Origin of the sequence: Mucilaginibacter terrae (assembly GCF_031951985.1) — a bacterium.
In the GTDB taxonomy this organism is placed as follows: domain Bacteria; phylum Bacteroidota; class Bacteroidia; order Sphingobacteriales; family Sphingobacteriaceae; genus Mucilaginibacter; species Mucilaginibacter terrae_A.
Map to the genome: position 1 here is coordinate 3,196,817 of NZ_JAVLVU010000001.1, position 14,014 is coordinate 3,210,830.

General features: G+C 41.9%; 14 protein-coding genes. 9 read left to right on the forward strand and 5 right to left on the reverse strand.

Annotated elements, in window-relative coordinates; translation table 11 throughout:
* Positions 1 to 135 precede the first annotated feature (135 nt).
* The gene (thiL, locus tag QE417_RS13600) at positions 136 to 1,176 is read left to right on the forward strand and encodes a thiamine-phosphate kinase (protein ID WP_311954666.1); all 1,041 of its coding nucleotides are present in this window, start codon (positions 136 to 138) and stop codon (positions 1,174 to 1,176) included.
* 209 nt (positions 1,177 to 1,385) lie between these two features.
* Positions 1,386 to 1,925 carry a DUF4199 domain-containing protein gene (locus QE417_RS13605; RefSeq protein WP_311950816.1) on the forward strand — a complete coding sequence of 180 codons (540 nt, stop codon included), beginning with the start codon at positions 1,386 to 1,388 and terminating at the stop codon, positions 1,923 to 1,925.
* Here the strand turns inward: QE417_RS13605 and QE417_RS13610 are convergent.
* From QE417_RS13610 to QE417_RS13625, 4 genes are all read right to left on the reverse strand, one after another.
* On the reverse strand, positions 1,922 to 2,635 hold the full coding sequence (locus tag QE417_RS13610) for a metallophosphoesterase family protein (protein WP_311950818.1): 714 nt from the start codon (positions 2,633 to 2,635) through the stop codon (positions 1,922 to 1,924). The genes QE417_RS13605 and QE417_RS13610 overlap by 4 nt on opposite strands.
* Before the next feature lie 71 nt (positions 2,636 to 2,706).
* On the reverse strand, positions 2,707 to 3,843 hold the full coding sequence (locus QE417_RS13615) for a glycosyltransferase (protein WP_311950820.1): 1,137 nt from the start codon (positions 3,841 to 3,843) through the stop codon (positions 2,707 to 2,709).
* The gene (locus tag QE417_RS13620) at positions 3,827 to 4,825 is read right to left on the reverse strand and encodes a lysylphosphatidylglycerol synthase domain-containing protein (RefSeq protein WP_311950823.1); all 999 of its coding nucleotides are present in this window, start codon (positions 4,823 to 4,825) and stop codon (positions 3,827 to 3,829) included. The genes QE417_RS13615 and QE417_RS13620 overlap by 17 nt, the downstream gene beginning before the upstream one ends.
* Before the next feature lie 212 nt (positions 4,826 to 5,037).
* Positions 5,038 to 6,600 carry a Do family serine endopeptidase gene (locus tag QE417_RS13625; RefSeq protein WP_311950825.1) on the reverse strand — a complete coding sequence of 521 codons (1,563 nt, stop codon included), beginning with the start codon at positions 6,598 to 6,600 and terminating at the stop codon, positions 5,038 to 5,040.
* 178 nt (positions 6,601 to 6,778) lie between these two features.
* On the opposite strand from QE417_RS13625, the gene dapF reads away from it, so the two are divergent.
* The 5 genes from dapF to QE417_RS13650 all read left to right on the forward strand — a co-directional run bounded on the left by dapF (position 6,779) and on the right by QE417_RS13650 (position 9,879).
* Positions 6,779 to 7,603, forward strand: a complete 825-nt coding sequence (gene dapF / locus QE417_RS13630; RefSeq protein ID WP_311950828.1) for a diaminopimelate epimerase — start codon at positions 6,779 to 6,781, stop codon at positions 7,601 to 7,603.
* Positions 7,604 to 7,780: 177 nt separating this feature from the next.
* A complete protein-coding gene (locus tag QE417_RS13635; RefSeq protein ID WP_311950830.1) occupies positions 7,781 to 8,002 on the forward strand; it encodes a hypothetical protein in 222 nt (73 codons plus the stop codon).
* A 243-nt stretch (positions 8,003 to 8,245) separates the two neighbouring features.
* Positions 8,246 to 9,109 (forward strand): hypothetical protein, encoded by an 864-nt coding sequence (locus QE417_RS13640; RefSeq protein ID WP_311950832.1) that lies wholly within the window; start codon positions 8,246 to 8,248, stop codon positions 9,107 to 9,109.
* An 83-nt stretch (positions 9,110 to 9,192) separates the two neighbouring features.
* Complete coding sequence (locus tag QE417_RS13645) at positions 9,193 to 9,459, forward strand: hypothetical protein (protein ID WP_311950833.1); 267 nt, start codon at positions 9,193 to 9,195, stop codon at positions 9,457 to 9,459.
* 36 nt (positions 9,460 to 9,495) lie between these two features.
* A complete protein-coding gene (locus QE417_RS13650; protein WP_311950836.1) occupies positions 9,496 to 9,879 on the forward strand; it encodes a hypothetical protein in 384 nt (127 codons plus the stop codon).
* Positions 9,880 to 10,216: 337 nt separating this feature from the next.
* Here QE417_RS13650 and QE417_RS13655 read toward each other — a convergent pair whose 3' ends face one another.
* Entirely contained in the window at positions 10,217 to 12,565 is a 2,349-nt protein-coding gene (locus QE417_RS13655; RefSeq protein WP_311950837.1) for a mechanosensitive ion channel family protein, read from the reverse strand.
* Between the two features lie 153 nt (positions 12,566 to 12,718).
* Here QE417_RS13655 and QE417_RS13660 point away from each other — a divergent pair, with 153 nt between their 5' ends.
* Complete coding sequence (locus QE417_RS13660) at positions 12,719 to 13,483, forward strand: hypothetical protein (RefSeq protein ID WP_311950838.1); 765 nt, start codon at positions 12,719 to 12,721, stop codon at positions 13,481 to 13,483.
* A 40-nt stretch (positions 13,484 to 13,523) separates the two neighbouring features.
* Positions 13,524 to 14,012, forward strand: a complete 489-nt coding sequence (locus tag QE417_RS13665; protein ID WP_311950848.1) for a DUF4112 domain-containing protein — start codon at positions 13,524 to 13,526, stop codon at positions 14,010 to 14,012.
* Positions 14,013 to 14,014: the final 2 nt, after the last annotated feature.

The window sequence follows — 14,014 nt, forward strand, 5'->3', positions numbered from 1 at the left end:
ATGTTAATATTTTATTAAAATTTTCTCTTTTCTATCATCATCTTTACAATAAACCTGGTTTTTAATTAACTGATGTTCTCTGCCCCATATACCATATCTTAATCGTTCAGCTTTTTGTATTTTTGCAAAATGGATATGTTCGATAACGCGGGTAAAACCGATATTGAGAAGTTAGGAGAATTTGGTTTAATTGATCATCTTACGCAAAACATACAGCTCAAGCACAAAAGCACCCTTAAAGGTGTGGGCGATGATGCAGCCGTGCTTGATTATTCGGGTAAAAAAGTGCTGGTATCAACCGATATGCTATTGGAGGGTATTCATTTTGATTTAGCTTACACGCCGTTAAAGCATCTGGGTTATAAATCGGTACAGGTAAATCTGAGCGATATTTGCGCCATGAATGCACGGCCTACACAGGTTACCATATCTTTAGGTTTATCAAGCAAGTTTCCGCTTGAGGCTATTGAAGAATTGTACAGCGGTATTTACTTGGCTTGCGAGCAATACAACATAGATATTATTGGCGGCGACACAACCTCGAGCAAACAAGGCCTGGTTATTAGCGTAACCGTTTTAGGCGAGGCCGATGAAGCCGATATAACCTACCGCAATGGTGCCGAAGAAGGTGATCTGCTGTGTGTATCGGGCGATTTGGGTGGCGCTTATGTGGGCTTACAACTACTGGAACGAGAAAAATTGATATATCTCGAAAATCCAAAAATTCAGCCCGATCTGGAAGGTAAAGATTATATCATTGAGCGCCAGTTGAAACCTGAGGCCCGCCATGATATTATACAGCTGTTAAAAGATGTGAAGGTAAAACCTACGGCCATGATAGACGTATCAGACGGCCTGGCTTCCGAAATATTGCACATCTGTAAGCAAAGCAATAAAGGCTGCCAGTTGTACGAAGAAAAAATTCCGATAGACCCGATGACGTACGATACGGCCCGCGAATTTAACCTCGACCCTACCGTTTGTGCCCTGAGCGGTGGCGAAGATTACGAGCTGCTGTTTACCGTTAAACAAGCCGATTACGACAAAATAAAGCATGATGTGGATGTAAGTATCATCGGTTATATTACCGAATCATCTGCCGGTTGTAACCTGGTATCAAAAGGTGGCCATGTACACCAGCTTACTGCCCAAGGCTGGAATGCTTTTAAAAAGTAATGGTTAATAACTTGAAAATATGAAGCAGGATCAACGTCCTGCTTTTTTGTTGAAAGCAATTTTCCATTGTATGAAATTGCTTTGTAACTTGTAGTCCCTTTGCCTTAATACTAAGAATGAATGGGGGACTGTATTTGCAAAATCACCCTAAAGTATGAAAGCAAAAACAAGACAATACGCCAATTTTGAGCCATTAAACAATTAAAATCATGAAAAAAACAATCTGGGTTTTTGGGCTTATTGCCGGTGTTATTGTGGCAGGTTTTATGACGGCATCGGGCATAGCATGTTATAATAATCCTAATTATGAGGGTAGCATGCTGCTGGGGTATACGGGTATGCTTATCGCATTTTCGTTTGCTTTTGTAGGTGTTAAAAATTATCGTGATAAGTATAACAATGGGTATATCTCATTTTTGCAGGCGCTGAAAATAGCTGCACTGATCACCTTTATAGGCTGTACGGTTTACGTTGGTGTATGGCTTATTGAGTATTACTTTTTTATGCCCGATTTTATGGATAATTACGTTGCCCACGTAATTAAACAAGCTAAAGACAATGGTGCAACTGCTGCCGAAATTAAAGCGCAAATGGAGGATATGAAAGGTTACCAGGATATGTACAAAACCCCGTTCGGCGTAATATTAATGACTTACCTCGAACCTCTGCCCGTAGCTATTTTGGTAACCTTGGCAACTGCGTTAATTCTTCAGCGTAAACCTAAGAATTTACAACCAGTTGTATCCTAATTCAAATTGTTCAGCAAAATAATCCTCGAATTAATTCTGTCTTCATCAATACTAATCAAGCGATAACCGTAATTACTGTTATCCACTTCAATATCCCGCGCCTGCTTTTTAATTTGATAAGAGGCGGCCGGGGTAATGTATTGGGTAAGGTTATGTTGGGTTTGCACATCGGACATATGGTAATGTGCACAAAAAATGTGGATGGGGTTTGGCAATGTTAATAACAGATCCCTTACCTGTTCGCGGTTTTTGAGTGGGTATACCCTGTCTACCGGGGTATCTACCTCCAATATGGGATGATGTATAAAAATCAAAATTTTTTTCGGTGTGGATAGTTCAGCCTTAAGCCAGGTGAGTTGTGTTGTACTTATCCAGGATGTTGACGAATCTAAAGCAATGTATTTAACATGTCCATCTTCGTAAGCATAATAAAGCTCACTGTTTACACTTGGATAGTATTTTATGGCTTCATCATAATTATCATGATTGCCAATTAACAGATGAAAGTTTTTACCCCATGGTTTTAACGAAGCAAAGAACCATGGATAAGCATTTTTTCCACCTATATCGCCCCCAAATACAATGTTATCCACATGGTGGTGTGCAATATGATCTAAAAGCCGTTTCCAGTTTTCTTGCGGCCTTATGCCGTGTTCAAGAGGCTCGGTCTCGTCAAGGTGAATATCGTTCAGGAAGGCAATAGTTTTCATGATAAGCGTGTAGGGTCTCTGTATATAAAAGACGTAGCTTTTATACAGTTTGTTACAAACTATAAAGAATGTTATTTCACTACACGATCTTTCCAGCGGTATTTGGCGGTGTTACCCATTAAGCCCACATAAACAAAGTAGAGAATGTGTATGGGCGACAGTATGCTGAGTAACATTACTAAGTTCGACCTTTTAAAGAATGCGGTTATTGGCAACAGAAACGCCGCCTCGAACAGGTATTTAAGTAACATTTGTAATAAGAACAGTTCCCAAAACCGGATGTTGAAAAACCCTGCAAATACATTAATCAGTAAGCTCAGATTAAATAACCAAATACCCACGGCCATAGCCACCACTTTTTTGTCTTTATACCGGGTTGATTTTGAGGCCCACCTGCGGCGCTGCTGCATAAACTCGGTTAGGTTAGGTTTGGCTTCGGTATACACAATGGCTTCGCGCTGTTTTAAAAAACCTATGCGGTTAGGGTAACGCTCGGCCACTTTTTGTAGCAGTAGCTCATCATCTCCCGATGCCAGATCATCAATTCCCTGAAAGCCGCCTACCTCGTAAAACACATCTTTACGGTAAGCAAAATTGGCACCGTTACAGGTTGATGCGCGTCCGTTGCCAATAAAGGCTGCGCCAATACCAATGAGGTATGAAAACTCGAGCGTTTGCAGGCGCTCAAACAGGTTTTTCTCTTTAAAATAAGTTACCGGAGATGAGATCATTACCCAATCATGGGTTTCGTAGTAAGATACCACGCTGCTGAGCCATTTACTTCCCATACTGCAATCGGCATCCGTAGCCACAATTAAATGGCCAGTTGATTGGCCAATTGCCGTGGCAATAGCTTTCTTTTTATACGAATTAAGTTTTTCGGCTTCATTTAGTTGTAGTAGCTTAATGCCTTGCGGCGCGTAGCTGCGTATAATATTGGCAGTATTGTCGGTGGAGTGGTCGTCAATTATGATTACCTCGAGCAAATGTTTCGGGTAATCCTGTGCCAAAACATCCTCTATGGTAGCGCGGATGTTGGCTTCCTCGTTACGCGCGGCTATCAGCAGGCTTACTTTGGTGTTTAGCTGTGCTGCCGGAATTTGCTGTTTAGGGCGACGTAATGCAGCCCATCCTTTAATTAAATAAATTAGTACTACGAGGTATAAGCCCGTAACCAACAGAACGAAGATACTATAGGTTGTTATCAAAGAACTTCAATTTAAAAACAAAAACAGAACCCAATATGGCCGGCACAATAAGGTTGGTAAACCAAATTAAGGCAACGGCAGCCATTACAGCAATATGCTGATGGGTAACATACTCAAACAATTTATCGGCGGTGGCACTGCGTACGCCAATATCAACAATATCAATAGTTGGTAAAACCGACTGGATAAAGAAGAACACAAACGTAAGCAATAATATTTTGTACATAGCAATCTCGGGCACCAACAGGTGCATGATAATGTAATATTGAAACGAATACGTAGCAAACCGGGCCACGCAATAACCCATAACATGCAGCAGCTCTTTAAAGCGGTAGCGTTTCATTACATCAAAAAAGCGGTGATACTTTTTAAGAAAAGGTATGCTGTTAAGCAAAAAAACTACCCAGCGCACATTGAAATAAAAAATGAGCATGAGCACCATAAAGCCAACACCCGTAGTAAGCATAGCAATGTATACCCATTGGTTAATGTGCAAAAAGTAGTAAATAAACCATAGTAAGGCTGCCGTACCCGCCACACAGGTTACCACTAATTGCCCAAATGTGCCTACTGCCATGGCAAATACCCCATGCACCCGGCGGCGTGGAGGCAAAAACATTACCCTGCCGCCAAACTCGCCCCAGCGGTTAGGGGTAAAAATGGCTAATGAAAGGCCGCAAAATATTGATTCGATGGATTGCCACATAGTTATGGGTGCCCATTTGTGGGTTAGATAACGCCATTTCATAGCTTCCAGCAGGTAGTTGAAAACCATAAGCACCACAATTAAACTTACGGCAAGTATGGCCCATGTACGGTTTACCTGGGTAATAATATCAGTAAAGTGTTTTAGCCCTTCACTGTTGGTAAGCCTGCGGTAAACAAACACAAAGGTTAGCGTAACCAATACGGCCTTAATAATCCACGAAATCCATTTTTTGGCCGAACCTGTCACTATTTGTACGCTAATAATTTTGTGCAATGTTATTAAAAAAGGGCAAGCTGTAAGCCTGCCCTTTTAAATTTATGTTAATAATGTGGATTAGTGTGGTTATAAAGAGCTTAAAAATTATAACCAACTGCATTAAACAGCAATACGAATAAAAGGTTTGTGATGAAACAATAATATGCTTAAATAAAAATGCCCGGCGTGTTTATCAGCGCCGGGCATTTGTTTATTAATCAATAGAGTGCTTATTGCACATCAAAGCTGTTACGGAAACGGGAACCATCTGAAGAATAACCTTCGATAACCATTTGTCCGTTTTTAAGGTTGGTAATGGCTTTATCAATGTCCTGAACACTGTTAATGGCTACACCGTTTATACCGGTAATAATTGAGCCAACAGGAATATCATAGTTTTCGAAGAAACCACCACGACGTACCTGGGTTACCACCACACCTGAGTTTAAGCGGAACTTAGATTTTTGTGCCTGGGTTAAAGGCTGGAAGCTTGCACCTAATTTGTTGTACAACTCCTCGGCCGATTTGCTCATGGCAGTTTTGTTAGCTCCGGCAGTAGGTTCACCTTTCAGGGTAATGGTAAAGTTCTTTTCAGAACCTGCACGCAGTACAGTTACACGGATTTTATCACCAGGTTGTAAACGACCTACACGCTCCTGCAAATCAGATGATTCGTAAACCGGGTTACCTTCAACTTTGGTAATAACATCACCTTTTTGTAAACCTGCAGCTTCGGCACCACCACCGTCAACCAGTTCGTTTACATACAAACCGTTGGTGGTTTTAATTTTTAGTTCTCCGGCAACATCAGGGTTCAATTCGGTAAAGCTTACGCCAATGTAACCACGTTTAACCGAACCAAATTTTTCAAGGTCGTTCAATACCTTTTTAGCCAGGTTAACCGGTACGGCAAAGCCATAACCTTCGTACGATCCGGTGTGCGATGCAATGGCCGAATTAATACCGATCAACTCGCCTTTGGTGTTTACCAAAGCACCACCGCTGTTACCTGGGTTAATGGCGGCATCGGTTTGAATGAACGATTCGATAGCCTTGTTTAAACGTGGCTGTTGTGGTTGCTGCTGCTGGTAGCGGCTGCGTCCAAACGGATTTTGCTCTTCTTCCTCGCGACCTAAAATACCAATGTTACGGCCTTTTGCACTCACAATACCCGCAGTTACTGTAGAGTTTAAGTTAAAAGGGTTACCTACTGCTAACACCCACTCACCTACGCGTACATCATCAGAGTTACCTAATTTTACAATAGGCAGGTTTGTGGCGCTTACTTTAATTAAAGCTAAATCGGTGCTTGGGTCGGTACCAATTACTTTGGCTTGCAGGGTACGGTGGTCGTTTGTGGTTACCTCCACTTTGCTGGCGTTGGCCACCACGTGGTTGTTGGTAACAATATAACCATCGGTACTGATAATTACACCCGAACCCGAAGCACGTTGAGGCTGGCGTTGCTGCGGTTGAGCACGTTGGCCAAAAAAGTCGCCAAACATGTCTTCAAACGGGTCGCCGCCGCCACTACGGCCTTGTTGTTGTTGAGCCGAATACGTGGTACGAATATAAACCACAGCCGGGGTTACCGATGCTGCAGCCTGGGTAAAATCAACATCGCCAGCCGATGATACAATGTTTGATGTATTGGGGTTACTGGCAAAATGAACTTTTTGGCGCTCTTCAAAGGTAAGTCCTTCGTTAGGGTCTTTCTCAAATACTTTATAAGTACCGAGCGCCATTGCACCGCCTACAAATGCGGTCAATAGGGTTAAACCAATTTTTCTCATATTTTTTATCTTTTTAATTCTTTTTTATTGGGTTTAATAACACCAGTCAAATTTAATACCATTAAGACGATAGGAACAATAAGAAGTTATTGCCATTTTTGTTAAAAAATGTTAAAGTCGGGCAGGTACTGGTTTTGTACTGTTTAGGTTTGTTAACCTGGTTAATAGTAAACGTAAAATGAAGCTTAATTTTTATAAATATCAAGGGGCGGGTAACGATTTTATTTTGGTTGATAACCGCGAAGGGAATATTAATCACCATAACCCAAAGTTAATCAGCTCATTATGTGATCGCCGTTTTGGTATTGGCGGCGATGGTATGATGTTTTTACAGCACCGCGAAGGCTATGATTTTGAGATGGTTTACTACAACGCAGATGGCCAGCCCAGCAGTATGTGCGGCAACGGAGGGCGATGTATTGTGGCCTTTGCCAAATACTTGGGTGTTATTACCAAAGAAACCAACTTTTTGGCAGTTGACGGTCCGCACTATGCCAAAATTTCAGCATCGGGCGATTGGGTTAGCCTGCAAATGATAGATGTTGACACCGTAACCCGCGACAATGAAGCTTATGTGATGAACACCGGTTCGCCTCACTATGTACAATTGGTTAGCGATTTAGCCCAAAAGGACGTATTTACCGAAGGTCGATCCATACGCAATAACCCCACCTATTTAGCCAAAGGCATTAACGTAAATTTTGTTGAACCATTAAACGAAGGTTATTTTGTACGTACCTACGAACGCGGAGTAGAAGACGAAACCTACGCCTGCGGAACCGGGGTAACCGCCGTGGCGCTGGCCATGGCCAAAGAAAACAAGCAAACCGGCACCATCAGCACCCCCATCAAAGTTTTAGGTGGTAACCTGAACCTGCACTTTAATTATGATGGTGCACAATTTACCCACATATTTTTAGAAGGCCCGGCTGTTAAAGTTTTTGAGGGCGAAGTAGAAGTTGGCGATTTAGCGGAGTATACGGCAGAAGAGCAAACGGTGTAAATATGCCTGAATACTTTGGGCAATTCTTTTGCGATAGTGATAATAAGTACTCTGTAATTGTTGAAGATGATGGCAGGGTAGCCTATGCTTATTTACTTTTGGACGAGGAAATTATAGGTGATATTTGGTTGTATAATCAAGCTGAAACTCCAATGCGGTTTTGATAAACCGGAAGAAATGCCGTTTTTAAATTTAGCCGGGTATATCGAAAAAAACATTGAATCAATAACTTCTGATGATGAATTACAAATACTGTGGTTCTTATCTCAGGATAATAAAGCTGAAGCTACAATTTACATCAGAGATGAATTGGTGGCCAGTATGACTGATGGCTCTATGCCGGGATGGTCGGCTATGGTAAAGATGGATGGGCCGTTGGCTAAGGTGTTGAAAAGGTAATCTTAAAATTTGGCAGGCAAAACCCTTTTTCTGGCGCAAGTATGTAGCGCCGGTTGTGAAATGGCTACTTGTATCCGTCCATTTGATAGGCACAAGTAGCCATCGCTTTTTCCAACCCTACATACTTGCGCCAGGAAAAGAGTCCTCTTTTCAATAAATTTTCCTCCCCGCAGGCAACCCATAGAAAGCCCGCCGCGTACTGATTAGTACAAAACATACTAATTCTTACCTAACAATTTTTCTATGAAGTTTATTAAACTTAACTGCCGTATTATGGCCGTAGCCATAATGATCATGACCTCTTTTGCCTCATGCAGTAAAGACAATACCTCGACTGATAATAACACCCCGGCTGCCGTAACCGGTGTAAAATTGAGCAGTAGTGCAAACTTTGGCAACATCATAACAGATAATAATGGCCGTGCGCTGTACTTTTTTTCAATTGATGCCAACGGCTCTTCGGGTTGTGCGGATGGTTGTGCCGTGGTTTGGCCGGTATTTTACAAAGAAAACCCATCAATAGGTACAGGCCTTGCCGCTACCGATTTTGGTGTAATTACCCGCGCCGATGGCAGCAAGCAAACCACTTACAAAGGCTGGCCGCTATACTATTATCAAAACGATGCAAAAGCGGGCGATGTTAATGGCGATAAAGTAGGCAATACCTGGTTTGTGGCCAAAGCCGATTATACCGTTATGCTGGCCAACGCCCAATTGGTTGGTCATCTTGGCGTACAATACAATAGCCAGTTACAGCCTGGACAAGGCATTACCCAGTTTATTACCGATGCCGCCGGACGTACGCTGTATGCCTTCTCGCCTGATAAGTTTAACAAGAACACCTTCACTCGTGCCGATTTTAGCAATAACGCCGTATGGCCTATTTATGAAACGGCTACGGTTATGAGCATACCATCAATATTAGATAAAACGCAATTTGCCATTATTGATGTGTTCGGTAAAAAGCAACTGACCTACAAAGGCTGGCCTCTGTACTACTTTGGCAACGACTTAATGGTACGTGGCAGCACCAAAGGAGTTAGTTTTCCAGCGCCTGGTGTATGGCCAATAACCAATACCACCACGGTGACCGCTTCGGTACAATAAGCCACATTTAACTTTTATGCCGATACCAAAAGCGCGGAATATTTATACTTCGCGCTTTTTTGTAGTTTTAGGTATTGTTAGCCATGCTTCAAAAACCGGTTGTTTCGTGGATATTGTATGGTGTATGTATTTACATATCCTATTTGTATGTGGTATGCTTAACCGAAGGATATAACCTCATGCTTTTATTGGCCTTTTCCGCACTTTTTTATCTCGACTTATTATTACTCCTACTTGGTGGCATCATTACCGGAACATTACTTATACTCACCCAAAAGCGTTTTAATAAAATACTGGGCGAAATAATGATAGTGGTGAATCTTGCACTGACCCCATATTTGTTCTTGTAAAAAGAAACTATACATTCGCCCAAAATCATAGCACTTATGAAATTCATCGGCCACGATTCGGATATTATCAATTACCTCGTTAACGACCTTACCCTGCTCAACTCTACCCTCAAGCAGTTTAAAAAGCACGAGGTAGACGGCGAACCGGCCATCAGCCTTATGTTCGAACTGGCCTATACCGAAGCTGATGTAATGCTGGTTTTCCGCAATGTGTTTAAAAATGGCTTTGACGGAAACCCCGCCGCCGAACCTTATAATGTAGACTCCTGCAAGTTTTACCACATAGGCAGTAAAATATACCTCTCGCTCGACCCTGATGAAAGCGAGGATGGCCACGACGGCATATCTGAAGATGATAACGATTTTGTATTAGCAAGCCACGTTGAAGGCTATATATTTGAAGAAGGCATGGGAGAATAATTGTTAAAAACATATTAAGCGTTGTAACAGTTATGTCTCTTTTGCGTAAAAGGGGCAAACTATTCACCCTATGCCCGTAAACTGTTATAAATGCAACGAAGAATTCAGTCACCGTATTCCCCGCGGATACTTCATCAAGAAGTACCTATCGTTTTTACCCCTTAAACGCTATTACTGTAGCCGCTGCTTAACTAAGAAATATATTTGGGGTTGAGTTAAATAGGTATTACTCACCCCTAACCGTCATTGTGAGGTACGAAGCAATCCCTGCGTTTAAAAAGCTTTTATGCATAGTTCAAATATTGCTTTGTACCTTGCAGTAACGGTATTAAGTATCCTACAAAATCTTAACCTGTAACTCTTTCAATCTCGGCAGCAATCGCCTTAAAAACTCATTCTTAAAGCCGGCTTCGCTGTAAATATCGGTTATCCATACAATTACTTTAAGTTCTACGCTGTCGGCGGCAATGGTGTTGATTAGTATTTCGGGTGCCAGGTTTTTAAGGATGTTGGCCGATTTACTTACCTCCTCCTCAATTACTTTGTTCAGGGCATCAAGATCTGTATCGGCAGGCACTTTAAATAGTATCTCAGTTTTCAGGAAATCGTTACTCAGGGTCCAGTTCACCAACCGGCCCGAAAGCAGGTCGCCATTGGGGATAATAACCTCCGAACCTTGCGGGGTAAGCATCTTGCTCGAGCGGATGCCAATGTCCTGCACCTTGCCTTTCTTGTCGGCCAGTTCTACATAATCGCCAATGCGGAAGGGTTTCTCGAAGATGAGTATAATGCCCGATACAAAGTTGTTAACAATGTTTTGCATGCCCAAACCAATACCCACACTCAGCGCGCCCAATACTACGGTTAATTTATCAAGCGGAATGCCTGATGCCGTAACGGCCAGTAATACACCAATAACCACAATAACCAGGCGTATGAGTGCCAGCTTTGAACCCTTATGTTCGGTTTTATCTTCAAACCTTACGGCACTTTCGCCAAACAGTATGCCTACATGCTTTTGCAGCATATTAGCCAGGTAAATAATCACCGCAAAAAACAGCACATTGTTGAGGGAGAAATGCACACTGCCAAATGTGCGTTCTTTGGCCAGCACCTGTTGCACCAGCGCAAACACACCGCCGGCAATGCTCAGGTTGATCATAAATACCAGCAGCCACAATATAACCGCCACTACCGATAGTATACGCCTGAAGGATGCCCTTGTAGAAATTATGTTCAAACGCGCAAACAACCCGTTTGAGCACGAACTTACCTTAATTTGCAATTCAAGAGCATCACTTATTACCTGGATGAAGGCGGCCAGTCCAATCACCTGTGTAAGTCCGATGATAGCCGTGGCGCTGAAAACCTTAGCCAAACTAATTCGCCCGAAGATGTTAAACAGGATAGAGAACACATTCAACCCTAAAAAAATGAGCAGGATGGGCTTAGCCAAACGTTTGGCAACATTTGCTTTAAGCAGTTTTTTATAAAAGTAGAAACCGATGTATAATGATGCTGCATTCAGGAAGATGAGCCACAGGCGCATCCATATGGCATCGTGTACTACGGTATTGGTAATAATGATGACAACGTACAGGCCTACGATCATGAGCCAGTAATTCATATCACTCTTAGGCAGCGTTTTCCAAAAATGTACGGTAACAGCTATCAACAGCAGTAACTGGGTAAGCTCTATGTACATCGATGGCGAATCGGGCTCAAACAAGGGCGTGATGTTGAGCATGACAATGAGCGTAGCCAAAACAGGATATGGACTGATGTAACTAAAGGTAAGCTGGCCCAGCTTTTGGCGCAGATCGGGCTTTTGTGTTTTTTTAAAGTTGCGGTAAACCCATATGTAAAATGCAATCCCGATTAAAAACAAAAGAATGCGGTTATCCCAAGTACTGTTAATAAAATAGCTCAAAATCTTGCCTTGCCCGTCAACCGCCGAGTTGATCAGATCACCAATACTGCTGCCTGGCTCGCTGCTTACCGGCGCCGACCATATGTAAGGAGATTCGCGCCCCAGCGCATTTTTGCCTGATTGCTGTAAACGCTCAGAGATAAGGTTTTGCAGATCGGTAACGGTGAGATATGATGCCGAAACATCGGCCAGCAAGCGGCTCACGGTATCTAACTTTGCTGTAGTAACCTTGCCTGCCGTTTGTAATCTTAGCTTTATTTCACTTATCTGGTTATTATATAAACGCTTCTCGGTTGTATCTTTTGCCGTAACCATCAGCACCGAATCGTTACTCAACTCAATTACCTGGTCGGCCAGGCGCTGCAAGTCATTATTATGCTTGGTTAACGTGTTTCGCCAGCCGGTAAGGCGGTTTAGCGCATCTTTCAAGATCAGGTTATAGCTAAGCAAGCTTTTGGTATCAATCACCTTTCGCGCAGCGTCCAGATCCTTTTTTACCGGGTTAACATCTGCCCGTACACTTTGCAGCCCGTCACGAATGTTCTCTATCCCAAAACCCCGTTTATTGGTGGCGTTAATTTCGGTAATGGCCGCCTGCGCTTTTTGAATTTTAAAAAGCAGCGTATCGGGTATGGTAACAGCGGTATCTGTTTTTGCTTTGGTAGAGTCCTGCGCTTTGGCTTTATGAACAAACGTTAAAGCAGTTATGAAAACCACAAAGAGCATTAAAAAATGCCGGGAAAGTTTTTTGTTCAAAACCATGCTTTACGATGTATAGTGTGCCTATTTTATACAACCATTTAGCAAAAAGAGTTTTTAAGAATAACTCTCTTACCTTAAACAAACAAATGAATTTATCATAAATTGATGCAGATGAACTATATTCAGCGTTTAAATAACACCTGGATTATGAAATTAATTTTACCTGCCCTTGTTGCAGTTTTATTTGCGTCGTGTTCTTCAAAACACAAAACCGACCTGGAGAATCAAGGCATCAGAGGAAATGTTTCTAAAATTATTGTATCGAATTATGATGCTTCGGAAAAATTTGGAGAAGTTCAAAAAGGTCGACTTAAAAGTACTGATGTTCAGGATGTGAACGAAGATGGTAATAACTTCAAAAACACATATACGTCTTTTTATGATCATGCAGATGATACCATACCCGGTATAAAAAGAACCAATGATGTATTTGTTTCAACATCGCGGTTTAATGATAAAAAACAACGTATAGCTGAACTTAACGATAAAAACCAGATAATAACCAAATTTATTTATAATGATGAGGGAAAGGTATCAGTAATTAACAATTTCAACGACGGAAAATTATCATCTAAAGCCAAATACAGTTTTGCCGACGGAAAGCTTACAGGATTAAAAGAATATAACGCAGACGGGGGCTTAAACGAAAATGTAAAATATACCACAGACGAAAGTGGATGGGTTACAGAAGAACAACGGTTTACTACAGATAATGAGTTAAAAAGTAAATTAACATTTTCTATTAAAGATAAGCTTGTTATGGGATATAAAAGGTACATCGGCAATAAGCTGGATGAAACCTATGAATTTAAATACCCTAAATTTGACGATCACAAAAACTGGATAGTACAATACAGGTACAGAAACAACGAAATTGAAGGTATTACTGAAAGAAAGCTTATTTATAAATAATAATCCTAAACTATTGTTTCAAAATTAGGGTTATATCTATATGCCCAATAGCCCGCAAAAATACACTCCGCCTATAAACCTTACCGGCCGCCTTAAATGGGTAGAGCGTATTGCGCGTTTATTTGATGAGCAGTTCAAGGTTCCGGGCACTAACTTCCGTTTCGGGCTCGATCCGATCATCAACCTCTTCCCTGTAGTGGGCGATGCAGCCGGGATTATGGTAAGCGCGGCACTGATACTAACCATGGCCCAAAAAGGGGTAAGCCGCAAGGTGCTTATTTTAATGGTACTTAATGTTTTTGTGGATGGATTGATAGGTGCCATACCCATCATCGGGCAAATTTTCGACTTTTACTTTAAAGCCAACAGCCGCAACATCAAGCTGCTTAAAGAACATTATGACGAAGGCAAACACCAGGGCAGCGGAACCGGCATTTTAATTTTTGTTAGTATTTTGCTGTTGCTGGGGGCTGTGCTGTTCGTGTACCTAAGTTATAAGTTAGTGGCGTTTCTTATCTCCCTTTTCTAACA

Coding starts and splice junctions, on each gene's coding strand:
- thiL (WP_311954666.1), top strand. CDS start 136: ATGTTCGATAACGCGGGTAAAACCGATATTGAGAAGTTAGGAGAATTT.
- QE417_RS13605 (WP_311950816.1), top strand. CDS start 1,386: ATGAAAAAAACAATCTGGGTTTTTGGGCTTATTGCCGGTGTTATTGTG.
- QE417_RS13610 (WP_311950818.1), bottom strand. CDS start 2,635: ATGAAAACTATTGCCTTCCTGAACGATATTCACCTTGACGAGACCGAG.
- QE417_RS13625 (WP_311950825.1), bottom strand. CDS start 6,600: ATGAGAAAAATTGGTTTAACCCTATTGACCGCATTTGTAGGCGGTGCA.
- dapF (WP_311950828.1), top strand. CDS start 6,779: ATGAAGCTTAATTTTTATAAATATCAAGGGGCGGGTAACGATTTTATT.
- QE417_RS13635 (WP_311950830.1), top strand. CDS start 7,781: ATGCCGTTTTTAAATTTAGCCGGGTATATCGAAAAAAACATTGAATCA.
- QE417_RS13640 (WP_311950832.1), top strand. CDS start 8,246: ATGAAGTTTATTAAACTTAACTGCCGTATTATGGCCGTAGCCATAATG.
- QE417_RS13645 (WP_311950833.1), top strand. CDS start 9,193: ATGCTTCAAAAACCGGTTGTTTCGTGGATATTGTATGGTGTATGTATT.
- QE417_RS13650 (WP_311950836.1), top strand. CDS start 9,496: ATGAAATTCATCGGCCACGATTCGGATATTATCAATTACCTCGTTAAC.
- QE417_RS13660 (WP_311950838.1), top strand. CDS start 12,719: ATGAAATTAATTTTACCTGCCCTTGTTGCAGTTTTATTTGCGTCGTGT.
- QE417_RS13665 (WP_311950848.1), top strand. CDS start 13,524: ATGCCCAATAGCCCGCAAAAATACACTCCGCCTATAAACCTTACCGGC.